This is a genomic window from Bradyrhizobium sp. SZCCHNS3016, assembly GCF_032484535.1.
Classification (GTDB): Bacteria; Pseudomonadota; Alphaproteobacteria; order Rhizobiales; family Xanthobacteraceae; genus Bradyrhizobium.
In genome coordinates this window covers 255179-268277 of record NZ_JAUETE010000006.1, presented here as the reverse complement: position 1 = coordinate 268277, position 13099 = coordinate 255179, and the positions used below count along the sequence as shown (strand labels likewise).

Below are 13099 nucleotides of genomic sequence, written 5' to 3'. Positions count from 1 at the left end.
TGTATAAGGCGCGCGCCGCAGTAGGGGATGAACGCGCGGTATTCGCAAGGGAGTTGAAGCCATGACCGAGCGCTGGAGCCCGGAGAGCTGGCGTTCCAAGCCGGTGCAGCAGGTGCCTGACTATCCCGACCAGAAGGCGCTGGCCGAGGTCGAGGCGCAGCTTGCGACCTTCCCGCCGCTGGTGTTCGCCGGCGAGGCGCGCAACCTGAAGAAGGCGCTGGCGCGGGTGGCGGCCGGCCAGGCCTTCCTGCTGCAGGGCGGCGACTGCGCCGAGAGCTTCGCCGAGCACGGCGCCAACAACATCCGCGACTTCTTCCGCGTGCTGCTGCAGATGGCCGTGGTCATGACCTATGCCGGCGCGGTGCCGGTGGTGAAGGTCGGCCGCATCGCCGGCCAGTTCGCCAAGCCGCGCTCGTCGCCGACCGAGAAGATCAATGGCGTCGAGCTGCCGAGCTATCGCGGCGACATCGTCAACGACACCGCGTTCACGCCCGAGGCGCGCATTCCCGATCCGCGCCGCCAGCTCGACGCCTACCGGCAGTCGGCGGCGACCTTGAACCTGCTTCGCGCCTTCGCCACCGGCGGCTTCGCCAATCTCGGCAGCGTGCATCAATGGATGCTCGGCTTCGTCAAGGATAGCCCGCAGTCGCGCCGCTACAAGGAGCTGGCCGACCGCATCTCCGAGGCGCTCAACTTCATGCGCGCCTGCGGCCTCGACCTCGAGAGCCATCCGGAGCTGCGTGCCACCGACTTCTACACCAGCCACGAGGCGCTGCTGCTCGGCTATGAGCAGGCCTTCACCCGGGTCGATTCCACCACCGGCGACTGGTACGCGACCTCGGGCCATTTCATCTGGATCGGCGACCGCACCCGGCAGCTCGATCACGGCCATGTCGAGTATTTCCGCGGCATCAAGAACCCGATCGGCCTGAAATGCGGCCCGTCGCTGAAGCCGGACGAGCTGCTGAAGCTGATCGACATCCTCAATCCCGACAACGAGCCGGGCCGGCTGACCCTGATCAACCGCTTCGGCGCCGACAAGGTCGGCGATCATCTGCCGGGACTGATCCGCGCGGTGCAGCGGGAAGGGCGCAAGGTGGTGTGGTCGTGCGATCCGATGCACGGCAACACCATCACCTCGACCTCGGGCTACAAGACGCGGCCGTTCGATCGCATTGTATCCGAGGTGCGGGCGTTCTTCGCGGTGCATGCCGCGGAAGGCACCCATGCCGGCGGCATCCATCTCGAGATGACCGGCAAGGACGTCACCGAATGCATCGGCGGCGCGCGGGCGATCACCGACGAGGATCTCAACGACCGCTATCACACGGTGTGCGATCCCAGGCTCAACGCCGAGCAGTCGATCGACATGGCGTTCCTGATCGCCGAGTTGCTGAAGCAGCAGCGCGGCGGCAAGTCCGCACCGATGCCGGCCGTCGCGGGCTTCTGATGCTGCGTCTGTGGCGCGCGACGGTCAACTCGCGCAACGGCCTGGCCTTCGCGCTGCGCTCCGAGCAGGCGGTGCGCGAGGAGGTGGTTGCGTTCCTGCTGGCGCTGCCGATGGCCTATGTCGTCGGCGCGACGCCGATGCGCAGCGTCGAGCTGGTCTGCGCGGTGGTGCTGGTGCTGGTGGTCGAGCTGCTCAACACCGCGATCGAGAAGCTCGCGGACCGGCTCACCACGGAGCATGATCTGCAGATCGGCCGGGTCAAGGACCTCGGCTCGGCTGCGGTCGGCGTCGCGCTGCTGATGTCCGGCAGCTTCTGGCTGTTCGCGATCGCCGAGCGGCTCGGGCTGCTTTGAACGGGTTGAGCGATGGCCGCCGACATCTTCAGGATCACGCTGGCCCAGCTCAACCCGACGGTCGGCGACATCGCCGGCAACGTCGCCAGGGCGCGCGAGGCGCGGGCGAGGGCGGCGGCCGATGGCGCCGATCTCGTGGTGCTGCCGGAGTTGTTCATTGCGGGCGATCCGCCGCAGGACCTCGTCCTGCAGCCGGCATTTCAGGCCGCGTGCCAGGCCGCGATCGAGGCTCTCGCGCGCGAGACCGGCGATGGCGGGCCGGCGGTGCTGATCGGTACGCCCTGGATCGAGGACGGCAAGCTCTACAACGCCTGCGCGCTGCTCGACGCCGGCCGCATCGCCGCGACGCGCTTCAAGGCCAACCTGCCCGATGGTGATCAGAAGCGCCTGTTCACGCGCGGCCCGGCTGCCGGCCCGCTCAGCGTGCGGGGCGTCCGCATCGGCGTCGCGATCGGCGACGACATCTCGCTCGAAGAATCCTCGAACTACGAAAACGTCATCGAGACGCTGGCGGAAACCGGGGCCGAGCTCATCGTCGTGCCGAGCCGCTCATGCTACATGCGCGGCGGCGGCGACCGGCGCCTGTCGGCCGCCGTGGCCCGCGTCACCGAAAGCGATCTGCCGCTCGTCTGGCTCAATCAGGTCGGCGGTCAGGATGACGAGGTGTGCGACGGCGCGTCCTTTGCGCTGAACGCCGATCTCTCGGTGGCGGCACAGCTCCCGGGCTTCGTCGATCAAGTCACGACCTTGGCATGGAGCAGGGGAGACGATGGCTGGCAGTGCCGGGGACGGGTCACCACGCTGATCGAGGGCGACGAGGCGGACTACGCGGCCCGCGTGCTCGGCTTGCGCGACCATGTCGAGAAGCACGGCTTCACCGGCATCGTGCTCGGCCTGACCGGAGGCATCGAATCCGCGCTGTCATTCGCGATGGCCGTCGATGCGCTGGGAGCTGCGAGGGTTCGCGGTGTGGTGCTGTCCGGGCCCGACATGCCGCAGGAGGCGCGGGCAATTGCAATCGCGGCGCGGCTCGGCGTCACCGCCGAGGTGTTGCCGATCGCGGCGGCAGTGGCCGGCTTCGAAACGGTTCTGCCCGGTCCGCTGGCGGACGGGGCCCGTCACGATCTTCTGGCGCGCGTGCGCGGCACGCTGCTGCTGGCGTTGGCGAGTCTTTCTGGTGCGCTTGCCGTCGCTACAGGCGAGGAGTCGGATCGGAATAGCTGTGAGATCGGTGACGCGGCCGGCGGTGTCGCTCTATTCGACGACATGTCCCAGGCCGAGATCGTTCGTCTCGCAGCGCTGCGCAATCGTTGGAAGCCTGCGAACGCGCTGGGACCGTCGGGCGAAGTCATATCGCCCGATCTCGCTGGCCGCGCGTTCTCAGATGCGTTCGAAGGATGACCCGATGGCCCGGCGATCTCGCTCAGCGCGCCGGGATGAAGGTCGGTCCGACCGTGCGGATCTGCTTGTCGCCACCGGCGCCCGTGGTGTCCGCGGTCGCGGGCGCTGCGGCCTCGGCCGGCGCGGCACCCTTCCGGGCGGCGTTCGCCGGCGGCTTACCGGTCTGGCGCTGCTGCATCCGCTTGGCGCTCTCCTCGGTGACGATGATGTCGCCCTGCTGCTCGGCAGCGGCCTTGTCGTCGATCGATTTCAGCGCGTCGGCCCAGGTCTGTCCCGCCGCCTTGCAGGAACAGCTCGGGTTGAACTCGGTGCGATACTTGAAGGCGTTCGGCAGCGCGGTGTAGGGCTGGCCGTTGACCGAGACCGCCTGGTTCATGTCCTCGCCGGGATTGCGATAGGTGAACAGCGTCGCGTCGGCGGCGGGGCATTGCGCCTTGCAGGCGCGCTCGTCGTCGGCGAAGCGGCCGGGAACGGTGGCAAACGAAATCGGGAAATAGGCGCCGTCGCAGCTACGCACGCACACGGTCCGGTAGGTGCCCTGCGGCGCCGCGAGATCGGCGCTCGGCGGGGGCAACGATGCGGCCGGATTGCTGTCGGCGCCGCCGCCGAACAGGCTGGTCAGGAAGTTGCCGCCGCCGCCGCGATTGGCGTTGGCATATTGCTGGTACTGCGGGCCGCAATTGTTCTGGCCCAGCGCAGCCAGCACCGAGCGGCGCTGATTGTCGCGCTCACCACCAAACCCGCCGCCGCGCAGCCGCTCCAGGCTATTGGTGATCTGGTCGAGATTGGTTCGCATCTGCTGGATCTGGTTGTTGACCGGAGCGCATTCCGCGGAACGGCCATTGAACAGCGAGAAGAAGCCGGTGCTGTCGCAGCCCATGCGCTTGGCCTGCATGCTGACGCGGTCGAGTTCGCCTTGCTGCTTGGCGGCCGCGTCCTGATAACGCCGGATCTGGTCCTCACGCGCGGGATCGCCGCCACCGCCGCGATCGATCGAGGCGAGCTGCGCTTCCAGACGCGGGCAGATCGGATTGACGCCGGCCTGCGGCCCGGGCTGGCCCGGCGGCATCTGCGCATAGGACTCGGAGCTGGATTGCGCCAGGGCGTGCGAGCCGGTCAGGGTCAATCCGAGCAGCGCAGAGACGGCCAACAGGCGCGGAGACAGGGATGCGATCAAGATGCGGTATTCCGGTCCATGGGTGCAGCCGCGGGACTAGCACAGAATTCGGAAAAATCGCGGCAGCGGCGGGCATCCCTTAGCCGCTTTGTCGGGCATCGTCACGTCGTTTCCGGGGCGCCGGGGTGGCGGGAACAGCCGTTCCCGGCCGTCTCAGCGCTGGCAGGTGATCGCGACGAAGTCGCTGCAGCCGCCGTGGGCACAGTTTGCGCCAGCTTTCGGCACCGATCCGGTGATTTCATCGGGGTCGACGCGGCGATAGGAGGAGGCCTGTGCAAAATCCCGTGATTGGCAGTACGACCGCGCGGCCGAGGCGCCGCATCGGTCGCCCTTGGCGAGGCACTGGTCGACACCGTAGCCGTCGGCTTCGTTGGCGATGATGAAGATGCGGCTCTCCGCCGTGGCGGTGGTCGCGGCGGCGAGGAGAACACAGCAGGCAAGCAGCGCCGAGGAGATTCGCATGGTGCACCGGTGGGTGTAGGAGACAACTCATGGTTAGGCCCAAAAGGTTAAAAATGATTAACCATGAGGCGGGGCGCGAGCATTTGGGCAGTGAAAACGGCCGTTTTGCGGCTCTTGACGGAGACAGCCTGCTGCAGCATGGTGAGTTTCATGAACGGTTTCCTCGCCATCTGCTGCATTTGCCGCGAGATTACGCGCTAGCGATTCGCTGGCTGAGGCCGTCTTTTCTCAACAGAGATGATCAGGACGCCCGGCCGGCAGGTCGGAAGCGTGATTCGTGCCGTGGCGGCCCGCTCGCGGGCGGTCGTGCGGCGTAGGACACCCGTTGCGCTTCGTCATGGACTGTCGGTCCGGCGGGGCGGTGAGCACAGGGCATTCGGGGACGGACCATGGACTTGCGTTTGTACGACACCGCGTCGCGGGAGAAGCGCCCCTTCGTGCCGCTCGATCCCAACAATGTCCGCATGTATGTCTGCGGACCGACGGTCTACGACTTCGCCCATATCGGCAATGCGCGGCCCGTGATCGTCTTCGACGTGCTGTTCCGGCTGCTGCGGCATCTCTATGGCAAGGATCACGTCACCTACGTCCGCAACATCACGGACGTCGACGACAAGATCAACGCGCGCGCCGCGCGCGACTTTCCCGGGCTGCCGCTGAACGAGGCGATCCGCAAGGTCACGGAGGTGACGGCCAATCAGTTCCACAGCGACGCGGCTGCGCTCGGCAGCCTGCCGCCGACCTTCGAGCCTCGCGCCACCGAGTTCGTGCTGCCGCGCCTTGATGGCAAGGCGGATATGGTGACGCTAATCCAGCAGTTGATTGCGCGCCGCCATGCCTACGAGGCGGGCGGAGAGGTGCTGTTCGATACCCGGTCGATGCCGGATTATGGCGCGCTGTCGGGCCGCAAGCTCGACGAGCAGCTCGCCGGCGCGCGCGTCGCGGTCGATGCGCACAAGAAGAGCCCGGCGGACTTCGTGTTGTGGAAGCAGTCGTCGGAGGACGAGCCGGGCTGGGACAGCCCGTGGGGCCGCGGACGGCCGGGCTGGCACATCGAGTGCTCGGCGATGAGCGCAGCCTATCTCGGCGAGGTCTTCGACATCCATGGCGGCGGGCTCGACCTGATCTTCCCGCATCATGAGAACGAGATCGCGCAGTCGCGTTGCGCGCACGGCACGTCCGTGATGGCGAACTACTGGCTGCACAATGAATTCGTCCAGGTCGAGGGCGCGAAGATGTCGAAGAGCCTCGGCAACTTCGTCACCATCCGTGACCTGCTGGCGGACTGGCCCGGAGAGGTGTTGCGCCTCAACATGCTCAAGATGCACTATCGCTCGCCGGCGGATTGGACGGTCAAGGGCCTGGAGGAGAGTGCGAAGACGCTCGACGACTGGTATCGCGTCGCGGCCGATGCGCCGGGCGAGCAGCCGGAGCCTGAGATCATCGCCGCCCTCGTCGACGACCTCAACACGCCGCTGATGATCGCAGAGCTGCACGCGTTGCGGAGCCGTGCAGCGTCCGGCGGCGAGACGGATCGCGCTGCCTTTGCAGGCTCGCTTCGTTTTGCGGGCTTCCTGTCAGAAACCGTCGCGCAATGGGAGGCGCGAAAGCAGCAGGCCAAAGGCGTCGACGCCGCCAAGGTCGAAAGCCTGATCGCCGAGCGCACCGCGGCTCGCGCGCGCAAGGACTTCAAGGAGTCCGATCGCCTCCGCGACGAGCTCGCCGCGATGGGTGTCGTGTTGAAGGATGGCAAGGGCGCCGACGGCAAGCCGGTCACGACCTGGGAGATCGCGCGATGAGCAAGCCCGACACACCGTTTCCGCGGCACTGGCTGTACTACATCCTGCTCAAGCTGGTGCTGATCGCGGGCGCAGTGGCGCTGGTCACGAAACTCTACGGGATGTGGTGACGCATGGGACAGGCTCTCCCGAGGCCCGCGCTGCGGCCGTTTCTCCCCGCTGATGCGCCGGTGCTGGCCGCGATCTTCGTCGCCAGCATCCAGGAGCTGACCGGTGACGATTACAGCGAGGAGCAGCAGGAGGCCTGGGCTTCCGCTGCGGACGATGAGACGGGCTTCGGCAAGAGGTTGGCGTCCGAGCTCACCTTGATTGCGACCCTGCAGGGCTCACCGGTCGGCTTCGCCGCGCTGAAGGGAAACGATCACATCGACATGCTCTACGTCCATCCGAACGCGGCGGGGCAGGGCGTCGGGGCCCTGCTATGCGACGCGCTGGAAAAGCTGGCGGGCGCGCGCGGCACGACCGGTCTGTCGGTCGACGCCAGCGACACGGCGGTCGAATTCTTCCGCAAGCGCGGCTACGTCGCGCAGCAGCGCAATAGCGTCTCCATCAATGGCGAGTGGCTCGCCAACACCACGATGAAGAAGACGCTCGGCTCCGGGGGAGCACAGGCATGAGCACGGCAGGCACAAGCAGGGAACGACTTTATCTGTTCGACACCACCCTGCGCGATGGCGCGCAGACCAACGGTGTCGATTTCACGCTGGCCGACAAGCAGGCGATCGCGCGCTTGCTCGACGATCTCGGCATCGACTATGTCGAGGGCGGCTATCCCGGCGCCAATCCGCTCGACACGGAGTTCTTCGCCGCCAAGCCCAAGCTCGGCCACGCCTGCTTCACCGCCTTCGGGATGACGCGCCGGGCGGGACGCTCGGTGTCCAACGATCCGGGCGTAGCGGCGTTGCTGGAGGCCAAGGCAGACGCGATCTGCTTCGTCGCGAAGTCATCCGCCTATCAGGTGCGCGTCGCGCTGGAGACTACCAACGAAGAGAATCTTGCCTCGATCCGCGACAGCGTGACGGCCGCGAAGGCTGCGGGGCGCGAGGTGATGCTCGACTGCGAGCATTTCTTCGACGGCTACAAGGAGAATGCGGAGTTCGCGCTGGCCTGCGCCCGCGCGGCCTATGAGGCCGGCGCGCGCTGGGTCGTGTTGTGCGACACCAATGGCGGCACCATGCCGCACGAGATCGAGGCGATCGTCGGCGAGGTCGTCAAGCACGTGCCGGGCGATCACCTCGGCATCCACGCCCATAACGACACCGAGCAGGCGGTGGCGAACTCGCTTGCTGCGGTGCGCGCCGGCGTGCGCCAGATCCAGGGCACGCTGAACGGCCTCGGCGAGCGCTGCGGCAATGCCAATCTGTGCTCGCTGATCCCGACCTTGAAGCTGAAGACGGAGTTCTCGGATCGCTTCGAGATTGGCGTCTCCGACCAGCAGCTCGCCGGGCTGATGAAGGTCTCGCGGACGCTCGACGACATGCTGAACCGCGCGCCGAACCGCCACGCGCCCTATGTGGGCGAGAGCGCCTTCGTGACCAAGACCGGCATTCATGCCTCGGCCGTGCTCAAGGATCCACAAACCTATGAGCACATTCTGCCCGAGAGCGTCGGCAATCGTCGCAAGGTGCTGGTATCGGACCAGGCGGGCCGTTCCAACGTGATCGCGGCGCTGGAGCGTGGTGGCATTCCCTTCACCAAGAGCGATCCGAAGCTGACGCGGCTGGTCGAGGAGCTGAAGGAGCGCGAGGCCGCGGGCTATGCCTACGAGTCCGCCAACGCCTCGTTCGAGCTGTTGGCGCGGCGCACGCTGGGCTCGGTGCCCGAGTACTTCCGGGTCGAGCAGTTCGACGTCAATGTCGAGCAGCGCTACAACGCGCTCGGCGAGCGCGTCACGGTGGCGCTGGCTGTGGTCAAGGTCGACGTCGCCGGCGAGCGGCTGATCTCGGCGGCCGAGGGCAACGGTCCGGTCAATGCGCTCGACGTCGCGCTGCGCAAGGATCTCGGCAAGTACCAGGGCTATATCGATGGTCTGAAGCTGATCGACTATCGCGTCCGCATCCTCAATGGCGGCACCGAGGCGGTCACGCGCGTGCTGATCGAGAGCGAGGACGAAAAGGGCGAGCGCTGGACCACGGTCGGCGTGTCGCCCAATATCATCGATGCGTCGTTCCAGGCGCTGATGGATTCGGTATTCTACAAGCTGGTGAAATCCGGCGCGCCCGGGTGAGATGGTGTATCCGTCATTGCGAGCGAAGCGAAGCCATCCAGAGTCTTTCCGCGGATCGAGTCTGGATTGCTTCGTCGCTCTGCTCCTCGCAATGACGGAGGAGAGGGCAGGAGGTAACGCATGATCGACCACGTCTCAGTCGGCGTCAGCGATCTCGCCCGCAGCGCCCGCTTCTATGAGCTCGCGCTGGCGCCGCTCGGGATGACGCGCCTGGTCGCGCGCCCGGCGACCATCGGCTTCGGCAAGGCCTATCCGGAGTTCTGGATCAATCTGCGCCCCGCGATGGCGCGGGTATCGTCCGACACCGGCTCGCATCTGTGCTTCCGTGCCAGGAGCGCCGCCGAGGTCGATGCATTCCATGCGGCGGCGCTGGAGGCGGGCGGTGTTTCAGACGGCCTGCCCGGGCTGCGACCGCATGATCGCGTGCGCTACTACGCCGCCTTCGTGCTCGATCCCGACGGCAACCGGATCGAAGCCGTCACATTTCCCGCGGAGTAGGGATCAGAGCCGCTTGGCGATCTCCGGCGCCATTTCGGTCTCTTCCCTGGCGATGCCGGCGGCGGCCGCGCGCAGGCGCGGCAGGATGTCCTCGACGCGCTCGGCCTTCAAGAGCTCGATCGAGAAGCCGGGGCGGATGAACTCGGTCTCGCGCATATGGGCGAGCAGCGAGAACAGTGGTTCCCAGAAGCCGTCGATGTTGGCCATCAGCACCGGCTTGGCGTGGCGTCCGAGCTGCTTCCAGGTCAACTGCTCGACCAGCTCCTCGAGCGTGCCGATGCCGCCGGGCAGCGCCACGAACGCATCGGAATGCTCGAACATCAGCCGCTTGCGCTCGTGCATGTCGGGCGTGACGATGAGATCCTTCAGCGGCATCATGACTTCCTTCTTCACAAGGAAGTCCGGAATGATGCCGGTGACGTCGCCGCCGTGGTCGAGCACCGCCTTGGCAACCGCGCCCATCATGCCGATGGAGCCGCCGCCATAGACGAGCCTGACGCCGTTCTCGGCGAGCGCCTTGCCGAGCGCTTTCGCTGATTCGATGAAGCTGGGATTGGTCCCGGGGCCGGAGCCGCAATAGACACAGACGGTGCGGATTTCAGTCATTGGACGGATGTGACACTGCAGTTGAAAGGCGTCAAGACGAGGGCGGAGGGCGTGGATTCGCGGGCTTTCACGGAATGATGCGGACTGGATGGATCCATTTGCCTGGGAATGGAGTATGCAAATACTGCGCCGCGGCAACGGAATCCGCCGACGCACGGGTGCATCCGGCGCCCGGACACTCTATATGACCAGCAACGCCGGCATCACAACATGCCGAGACACTCGCTGTTCCAGAACGTTAGATGCCGCCTGATTCCTCCTCCGAACCAGCCGCCAGCCAGCCATCGTCCCTCGAGCAGGGAACGCTGGCCGGCACGCTGCGCCATTTGTGGCCCTTCATCTGGCCGAGCGATCGCGCCGACCTGAAGATGCGCGTGCTATGGTCGGTGGTGCTGCTGATTGTGGCGAAGGTCGCGACTCTGGTCCTGCCCTTCACCTTCAAATGGGCGACCGACGCGCTGACCGGCGCCAACACCGCGCCGATTGCGCCCGCCAACTGGGCGTTCTGGCTGGTGGCCTCACCGCTCGTCATGACGGCAAGCTACGGTGGGATGCGCGTCCTGATGGCGGTGCTGACGCAGTGGCGAGATGGTATTTTTGCCCGCGTCGCCATGCATGCGGTGCGCAAGCTCGCGACCATCACCTTCGTCCACATGCACGAATTGTCGCTGCGTTTTCACCTGGAGCGCAAGACCGGCGGCCTGACCCGCGTGCTCGAGCGCGGCCGCAACGCGATCGAGACCATCGTGCGCATGGTGATCCTGCAGCTGATCCCGACCATCGTCGAGGTCTCGCTGCTGACGGCGGTGCTGCTCTGGCAGTTCGACTGGCGCTACGTGCTGGTCACGCTCACCATGGTCGCAGCCTATCTCTATTACACCTACATCGCGACCGAATGGCGCATCGAGATCCGGCGCCGTATGAACGACTCGGACACCGACGCCAACACCAAGGCGATCGACTCGCTGCTCAACTACGAGACAGTGAAGTATTTCGGCGCCGAGGCACGCGAGGCCGAGCGCTATGACCGTTCCATGGAGCGCTACGAGCGCGCCAGCGTGAAGACCTATACCTCGCTCGCAGTGCTCAACGCCGGGCAGGCCGTGATCTTCACGATCGGGCTGACGGCGGCGATGCTGATGTGCGCCCAGGGCGTGCGCCAGGGTCGCAACACGGTCGGTGACTTCGTCATGATCAACAGCATGATGATCCAGCTCTACCAGCCGCTGAACTTCATGGGCATGGTCTATCGCGAGATCAAGCAGGCGATCATCGACATCGAGAAGATGTTCGGCGTGCTCACGCGCGATGCCGAGGTGAAGGATTCACCCGGGGCGACGCCTTTGGTGGTGACCTCCGGCCATGTCCGCTTCGAGGACGTCCGCTTCGCCTATGAGCCGGAGCGGCCGATCCTGCAGAGCCTGAGCTTCGAGGTGCCGGCCGGCAAGACGGTCGCGATCGTGGGTCCCTCCGGCGCCGGCAAGTCGACCATCTCGCGGCTGCTGTTTCGCCTCTACGACGTCTCCGGCGGCCGCATCCTGATCGACGGGCAGGACATCCGTGACGTCACCCAGGTGTCGCTGCGCGCCCAGATCGGCATGGTGCCGCAGGACACTGTGCTGTTCAACGACACCATCCGCTACAACATCCGCTACGGACGCTGGGATGCCGACGACGCCGCCGTCGAGGAGGCGGCCCGCCTCGCGCAGATCGACGGTCTGATCCGGATGGCGCCGAAGGGGTACGAGACGCAGGTGGGCGAGCGCGGCCTCAAGCTCTCCGGTGGCGAGAAGCAGCGCGTTGCGATTGCCCGCACCATCCTGAAGGGGCCGCCGATCCTCGTGCTGGACGAGGCGACCTCGGCGCTGGACAGCCATACCGAGCACGAGATCCAGGAGGCGCTCGATGGCGTGTCGCGCAATCGCACCTCGCTCGTGATCGCGCACCGGCTTTCGACCATCGTGGCGGCCGATGAGATCATCGTGCTCGACCGGGGGCGCATTGCCGAGCGCGGCACCCATGCCGAGCTGCTGGGCAAAGGCGGGCTGTATGCCGGCATGTGGAACCGGCAGCGCGAGGCCGAGGAGGCGCGCGAAAAACTGGCCCAAATCGGCGACGATGCGGCGGCGCCGAACCGCAATCCGCCGCATCGGAGCGAGCCGGACGCGGTCGGGCCCGAACGGACCGGCCAGGTGGCGAGTGCCGCCGAATGATGCCGCGGACCGCCCTGATCTGAACTCAAGAATACATTAAGGATTCATTTTGACCTTCGCCGGCCATCGACCTAGTCAAGGCGGCGGTCCGCTCTGAGGTCAGAGCGACAACACTCAACGAAGCAGGCCATGTCGATCAGCAATTCCATCCGCGCTCAGATCCCGCCGATCCACCCGGAAGGCTATCCCTTCATCGGGGGATTTGCCCTCGTCAGCCTGATCCTGTTCTGGATATTCACCCCGCTCGGCTGGATCGGCACGCTGCTCACCGTCTGGTGCGCGCTGTTCTTCCGCGACCCGATCCGGGTCACGCCGCAGCGGGAAGGGCTGGTGGTGGCGCCGGCCGACGGGCGCATCTCCATGATCACGCGCGCCCTGCCGCCGGCCGAGCTCGGCCTCGGCGACCGGCCGCTGCTGCGGGTCTCGATCTTCATGAGCGTGTTCAACGTGCATGTGAACCGCAGCCCGGTGGCCGGCCGGATCGAGAAGATCTCCTACCGTCCGGGCGCCTTCATCAATGCCGAGCTCGACAAGGCGAGCGAGGACAACGAGCGCAACTCGCTCGCGATCTCGACGCCGCATGGCCGCATCGGCGTGGTCCAGATCGCCGGCCTCGTGGCGCGCCGGATCGTGTCGTTCGTGCGCGAGGGGCAGACCATCGGGGCTGGCGAGCGCTTCGGCCTGATCCGCTTCGGCTCGCGGCTCGACGTCTATCTGCCTGACGGCACGGAAGTTCTGGTCTCGGAGGGGCAGACGGCCATTGCCGGCGAGACGATCCTGGCCGATTTCGACGTGCCCGTGCCCGGCCTGACCTTCCGGAGCCAATGAACCGTCGCCGGCCGATGATGACTCATTAAAGGTCCTTGAGGCACCTTCCGACACAAGGTTCCGACCAACCCACACGTGGTGTGAT

13 protein-coding genes are annotated in these 13099 nt (G+C 66.3%); 10 read left to right on the top strand and 3 right to left on the bottom strand.

The features are described 5' to 3' along the window. Positions 1-61 precede the first annotated feature (61 nt). Genes QW881_RS14580 through QW881_RS14570 form a run of 3 tightly spaced genes read left to right on the top strand, consistent with a single transcriptional unit; the run spans position 62 to position 3204 of the window. Positions 62-1450: a class II 3-deoxy-7-phosphoheptulonate synthase gene (locus QW881_RS14580; protein WP_315758944.1), complete on the top strand. Its 1389-nt coding sequence runs from the start codon at positions 62-64 to the stop codon at positions 1448-1450. After that, on the top strand, positions 1450-1803 hold the full coding sequence (locus tag QW881_RS14575; RefSeq protein ID WP_315758943.1) for a diacylglycerol kinase: 354 nt from the start codon (positions 1450-1452) through the stop codon (positions 1801-1803). Before QW881_RS14580 ends, QW881_RS14575 begins: the two co-directional genes overlap by 1 nt. Before the next feature lie 12 nt (positions 1804-1815). Next, a complete protein-coding gene (locus tag QW881_RS14570) occupies positions 1816-3204 on the top strand; it encodes a nitrilase-related carbon-nitrogen hydrolase (protein WP_315758941.1) in 1389 nt (462 codons plus the stop codon). 22 nt (positions 3205-3226) lie between these two features. On the opposite strand, the gene QW881_RS14565 is transcribed toward QW881_RS14570, so the two are convergent. Then, on the bottom strand, positions 3227-4381 hold the full coding sequence (locus QW881_RS14565; RefSeq protein ID WP_315739651.1) for a DUF2865 domain-containing protein: 1155 nt from the start codon (positions 4379-4381) through the stop codon (positions 3227-3229). Between the two features lie 153 nt (positions 4382-4534). Continuing rightward, positions 4535-4843: a hypothetical protein gene (locus tag QW881_RS14560; RefSeq protein ID WP_315739652.1), complete on the bottom strand. Its 309-nt coding sequence runs from the start codon at positions 4841-4843 to the stop codon at positions 4535-4537. A gap of 29 nt (positions 4844-4872) precedes the next feature. Between QW881_RS14560 and QW881_RS14555 the strand changes: the two genes are divergently transcribed. The 5 genes from QW881_RS14555 to QW881_RS14535 all read left to right on the top strand — a co-directional run bounded on the left by QW881_RS14555 (position 4873) and on the right by QW881_RS14535 (position 9367). Then, positions 4873-5160, top strand: a complete 288-nt coding sequence (locus QW881_RS14555; RefSeq protein WP_315758940.1) for a hypothetical protein — start codon at positions 4873-4875, stop codon at positions 5158-5160. A gap of 72 nt (positions 5161-5232) precedes the next feature. Next, on the top strand, positions 5233-6642 hold the full coding sequence (cysS, locus tag QW881_RS14550; protein ID WP_315758939.1) for a cysteine--tRNA ligase: 1410 nt from the start codon (positions 5233-5235) through the stop codon (positions 6640-6642). A 113-nt stretch (positions 6643-6755) separates the two neighbouring features. Next, positions 6756-7259: a GNAT family N-acetyltransferase gene (locus QW881_RS14545; protein WP_315758938.1), complete on the top strand. Its 504-nt coding sequence runs from the start codon at positions 6756-6758 to the stop codon at positions 7257-7259. Then, complete coding sequence (gene cimA, locus QW881_RS14540) at positions 7256-8869, top strand: citramalate synthase (protein ID WP_315758936.1); 1614 nt, start codon at positions 7256-7258, stop codon at positions 8867-8869. The genes QW881_RS14545 and cimA overlap by 4 nt, the downstream gene beginning before the upstream one ends. 120 nt (positions 8870-8989) lie before the next feature. After that, positions 8990-9367, top strand: a complete 378-nt coding sequence (locus tag QW881_RS14535) for a VOC family protein (protein WP_315758935.1) — start codon at positions 8990-8992, stop codon at positions 9365-9367. A gap of 3 nt (positions 9368-9370) precedes the next feature. On the opposite strand, the gene QW881_RS14530 is transcribed toward QW881_RS14535, so the two are convergent. Beyond that, complete coding sequence (locus QW881_RS14530) at positions 9371-9973, bottom strand: TIGR00730 family Rossman fold protein (protein ID WP_315739659.1); 603 nt, start codon at positions 9971-9973, stop codon at positions 9371-9373. Positions 9974-10215: 242 nt separating this feature from the next. On the opposite strand from QW881_RS14530, the gene QW881_RS14525 reads away from it, so the two are divergent. Next, the gene (locus QW881_RS14525) at positions 10216-12186 is read left to right on the top strand and encodes an ABC transporter ATP-binding protein/permease (protein WP_315758934.1); all 1971 of its coding nucleotides are present in this window, start codon (positions 10216-10218) and stop codon (positions 12184-12186) included. Between the two features lie 93 nt (positions 12187-12279). Continuing rightward, positions 12280-13014, top strand: a complete 735-nt coding sequence (locus QW881_RS14520; protein WP_315739724.1) for a phosphatidylserine decarboxylase — start codon at positions 12280-12282, stop codon at positions 13012-13014. Positions 13015-13099: the final 85 nt, after the last annotated feature.

Excerpts from the sequence above, each read along its gene's own strand:
- QW881_RS14580 (WP_315758944.1), top strand. The coding sequence starts at position 62 with ATGACCGAGCGCTGGAGCCCGGAGAGCTGGCGTTCCAAGCCGGTGCAG.
- QW881_RS14575 (WP_315758943.1), top strand. The coding sequence starts at position 1,450 with ATGCTGCGTCTGTGGCGCGCGACGGTCAACTCGCGCAACGGCCTGGCC.
- QW881_RS14570 (WP_315758941.1), top strand. The coding sequence starts at position 1,816 with ATGGCCGCCGACATCTTCAGGATCACGCTGGCCCAGCTCAACCCGACG.
- QW881_RS14560 (WP_315739652.1), bottom strand. The coding sequence starts at position 4,843 with ATGCGAATCTCCTCGGCGCTGCTTGCCTGCTGTGTTCTCCTCGCCGCC.
- QW881_RS14555 (WP_315758940.1), top strand. The coding sequence starts at position 4,873 with ATGGTTAGGCCCAAAAGGTTAAAAATGATTAACCATGAGGCGGGGCGC.
- cysS (WP_315758939.1), top strand. The coding sequence starts at position 5,233 with ATGGACTTGCGTTTGTACGACACCGCGTCGCGGGAGAAGCGCCCCTTC.
- QW881_RS14545 (WP_315758938.1), top strand. The coding sequence starts at position 6,756 with ATGGGACAGGCTCTCCCGAGGCCCGCGCTGCGGCCGTTTCTCCCCGCT.
- cimA (WP_315758936.1), top strand. The coding sequence starts at position 7,256 with ATGAGCACGGCAGGCACAAGCAGGGAACGACTTTATCTGTTCGACACC.
- QW881_RS14535 (WP_315758935.1), top strand. The coding sequence starts at position 8,990 with ATGATCGACCACGTCTCAGTCGGCGTCAGCGATCTCGCCCGCAGCGCC.
- QW881_RS14530 (WP_315739659.1), bottom strand. The coding sequence starts at position 9,973 with ATGACTGAAATCCGCACCGTCTGTGTCTATTGCGGCTCCGGCCCCGGG.
- QW881_RS14525 (WP_315758934.1), top strand. The coding sequence starts at position 10,216 with ATGCCGCCTGATTCCTCCTCCGAACCAGCCGCCAGCCAGCCATCGTCC.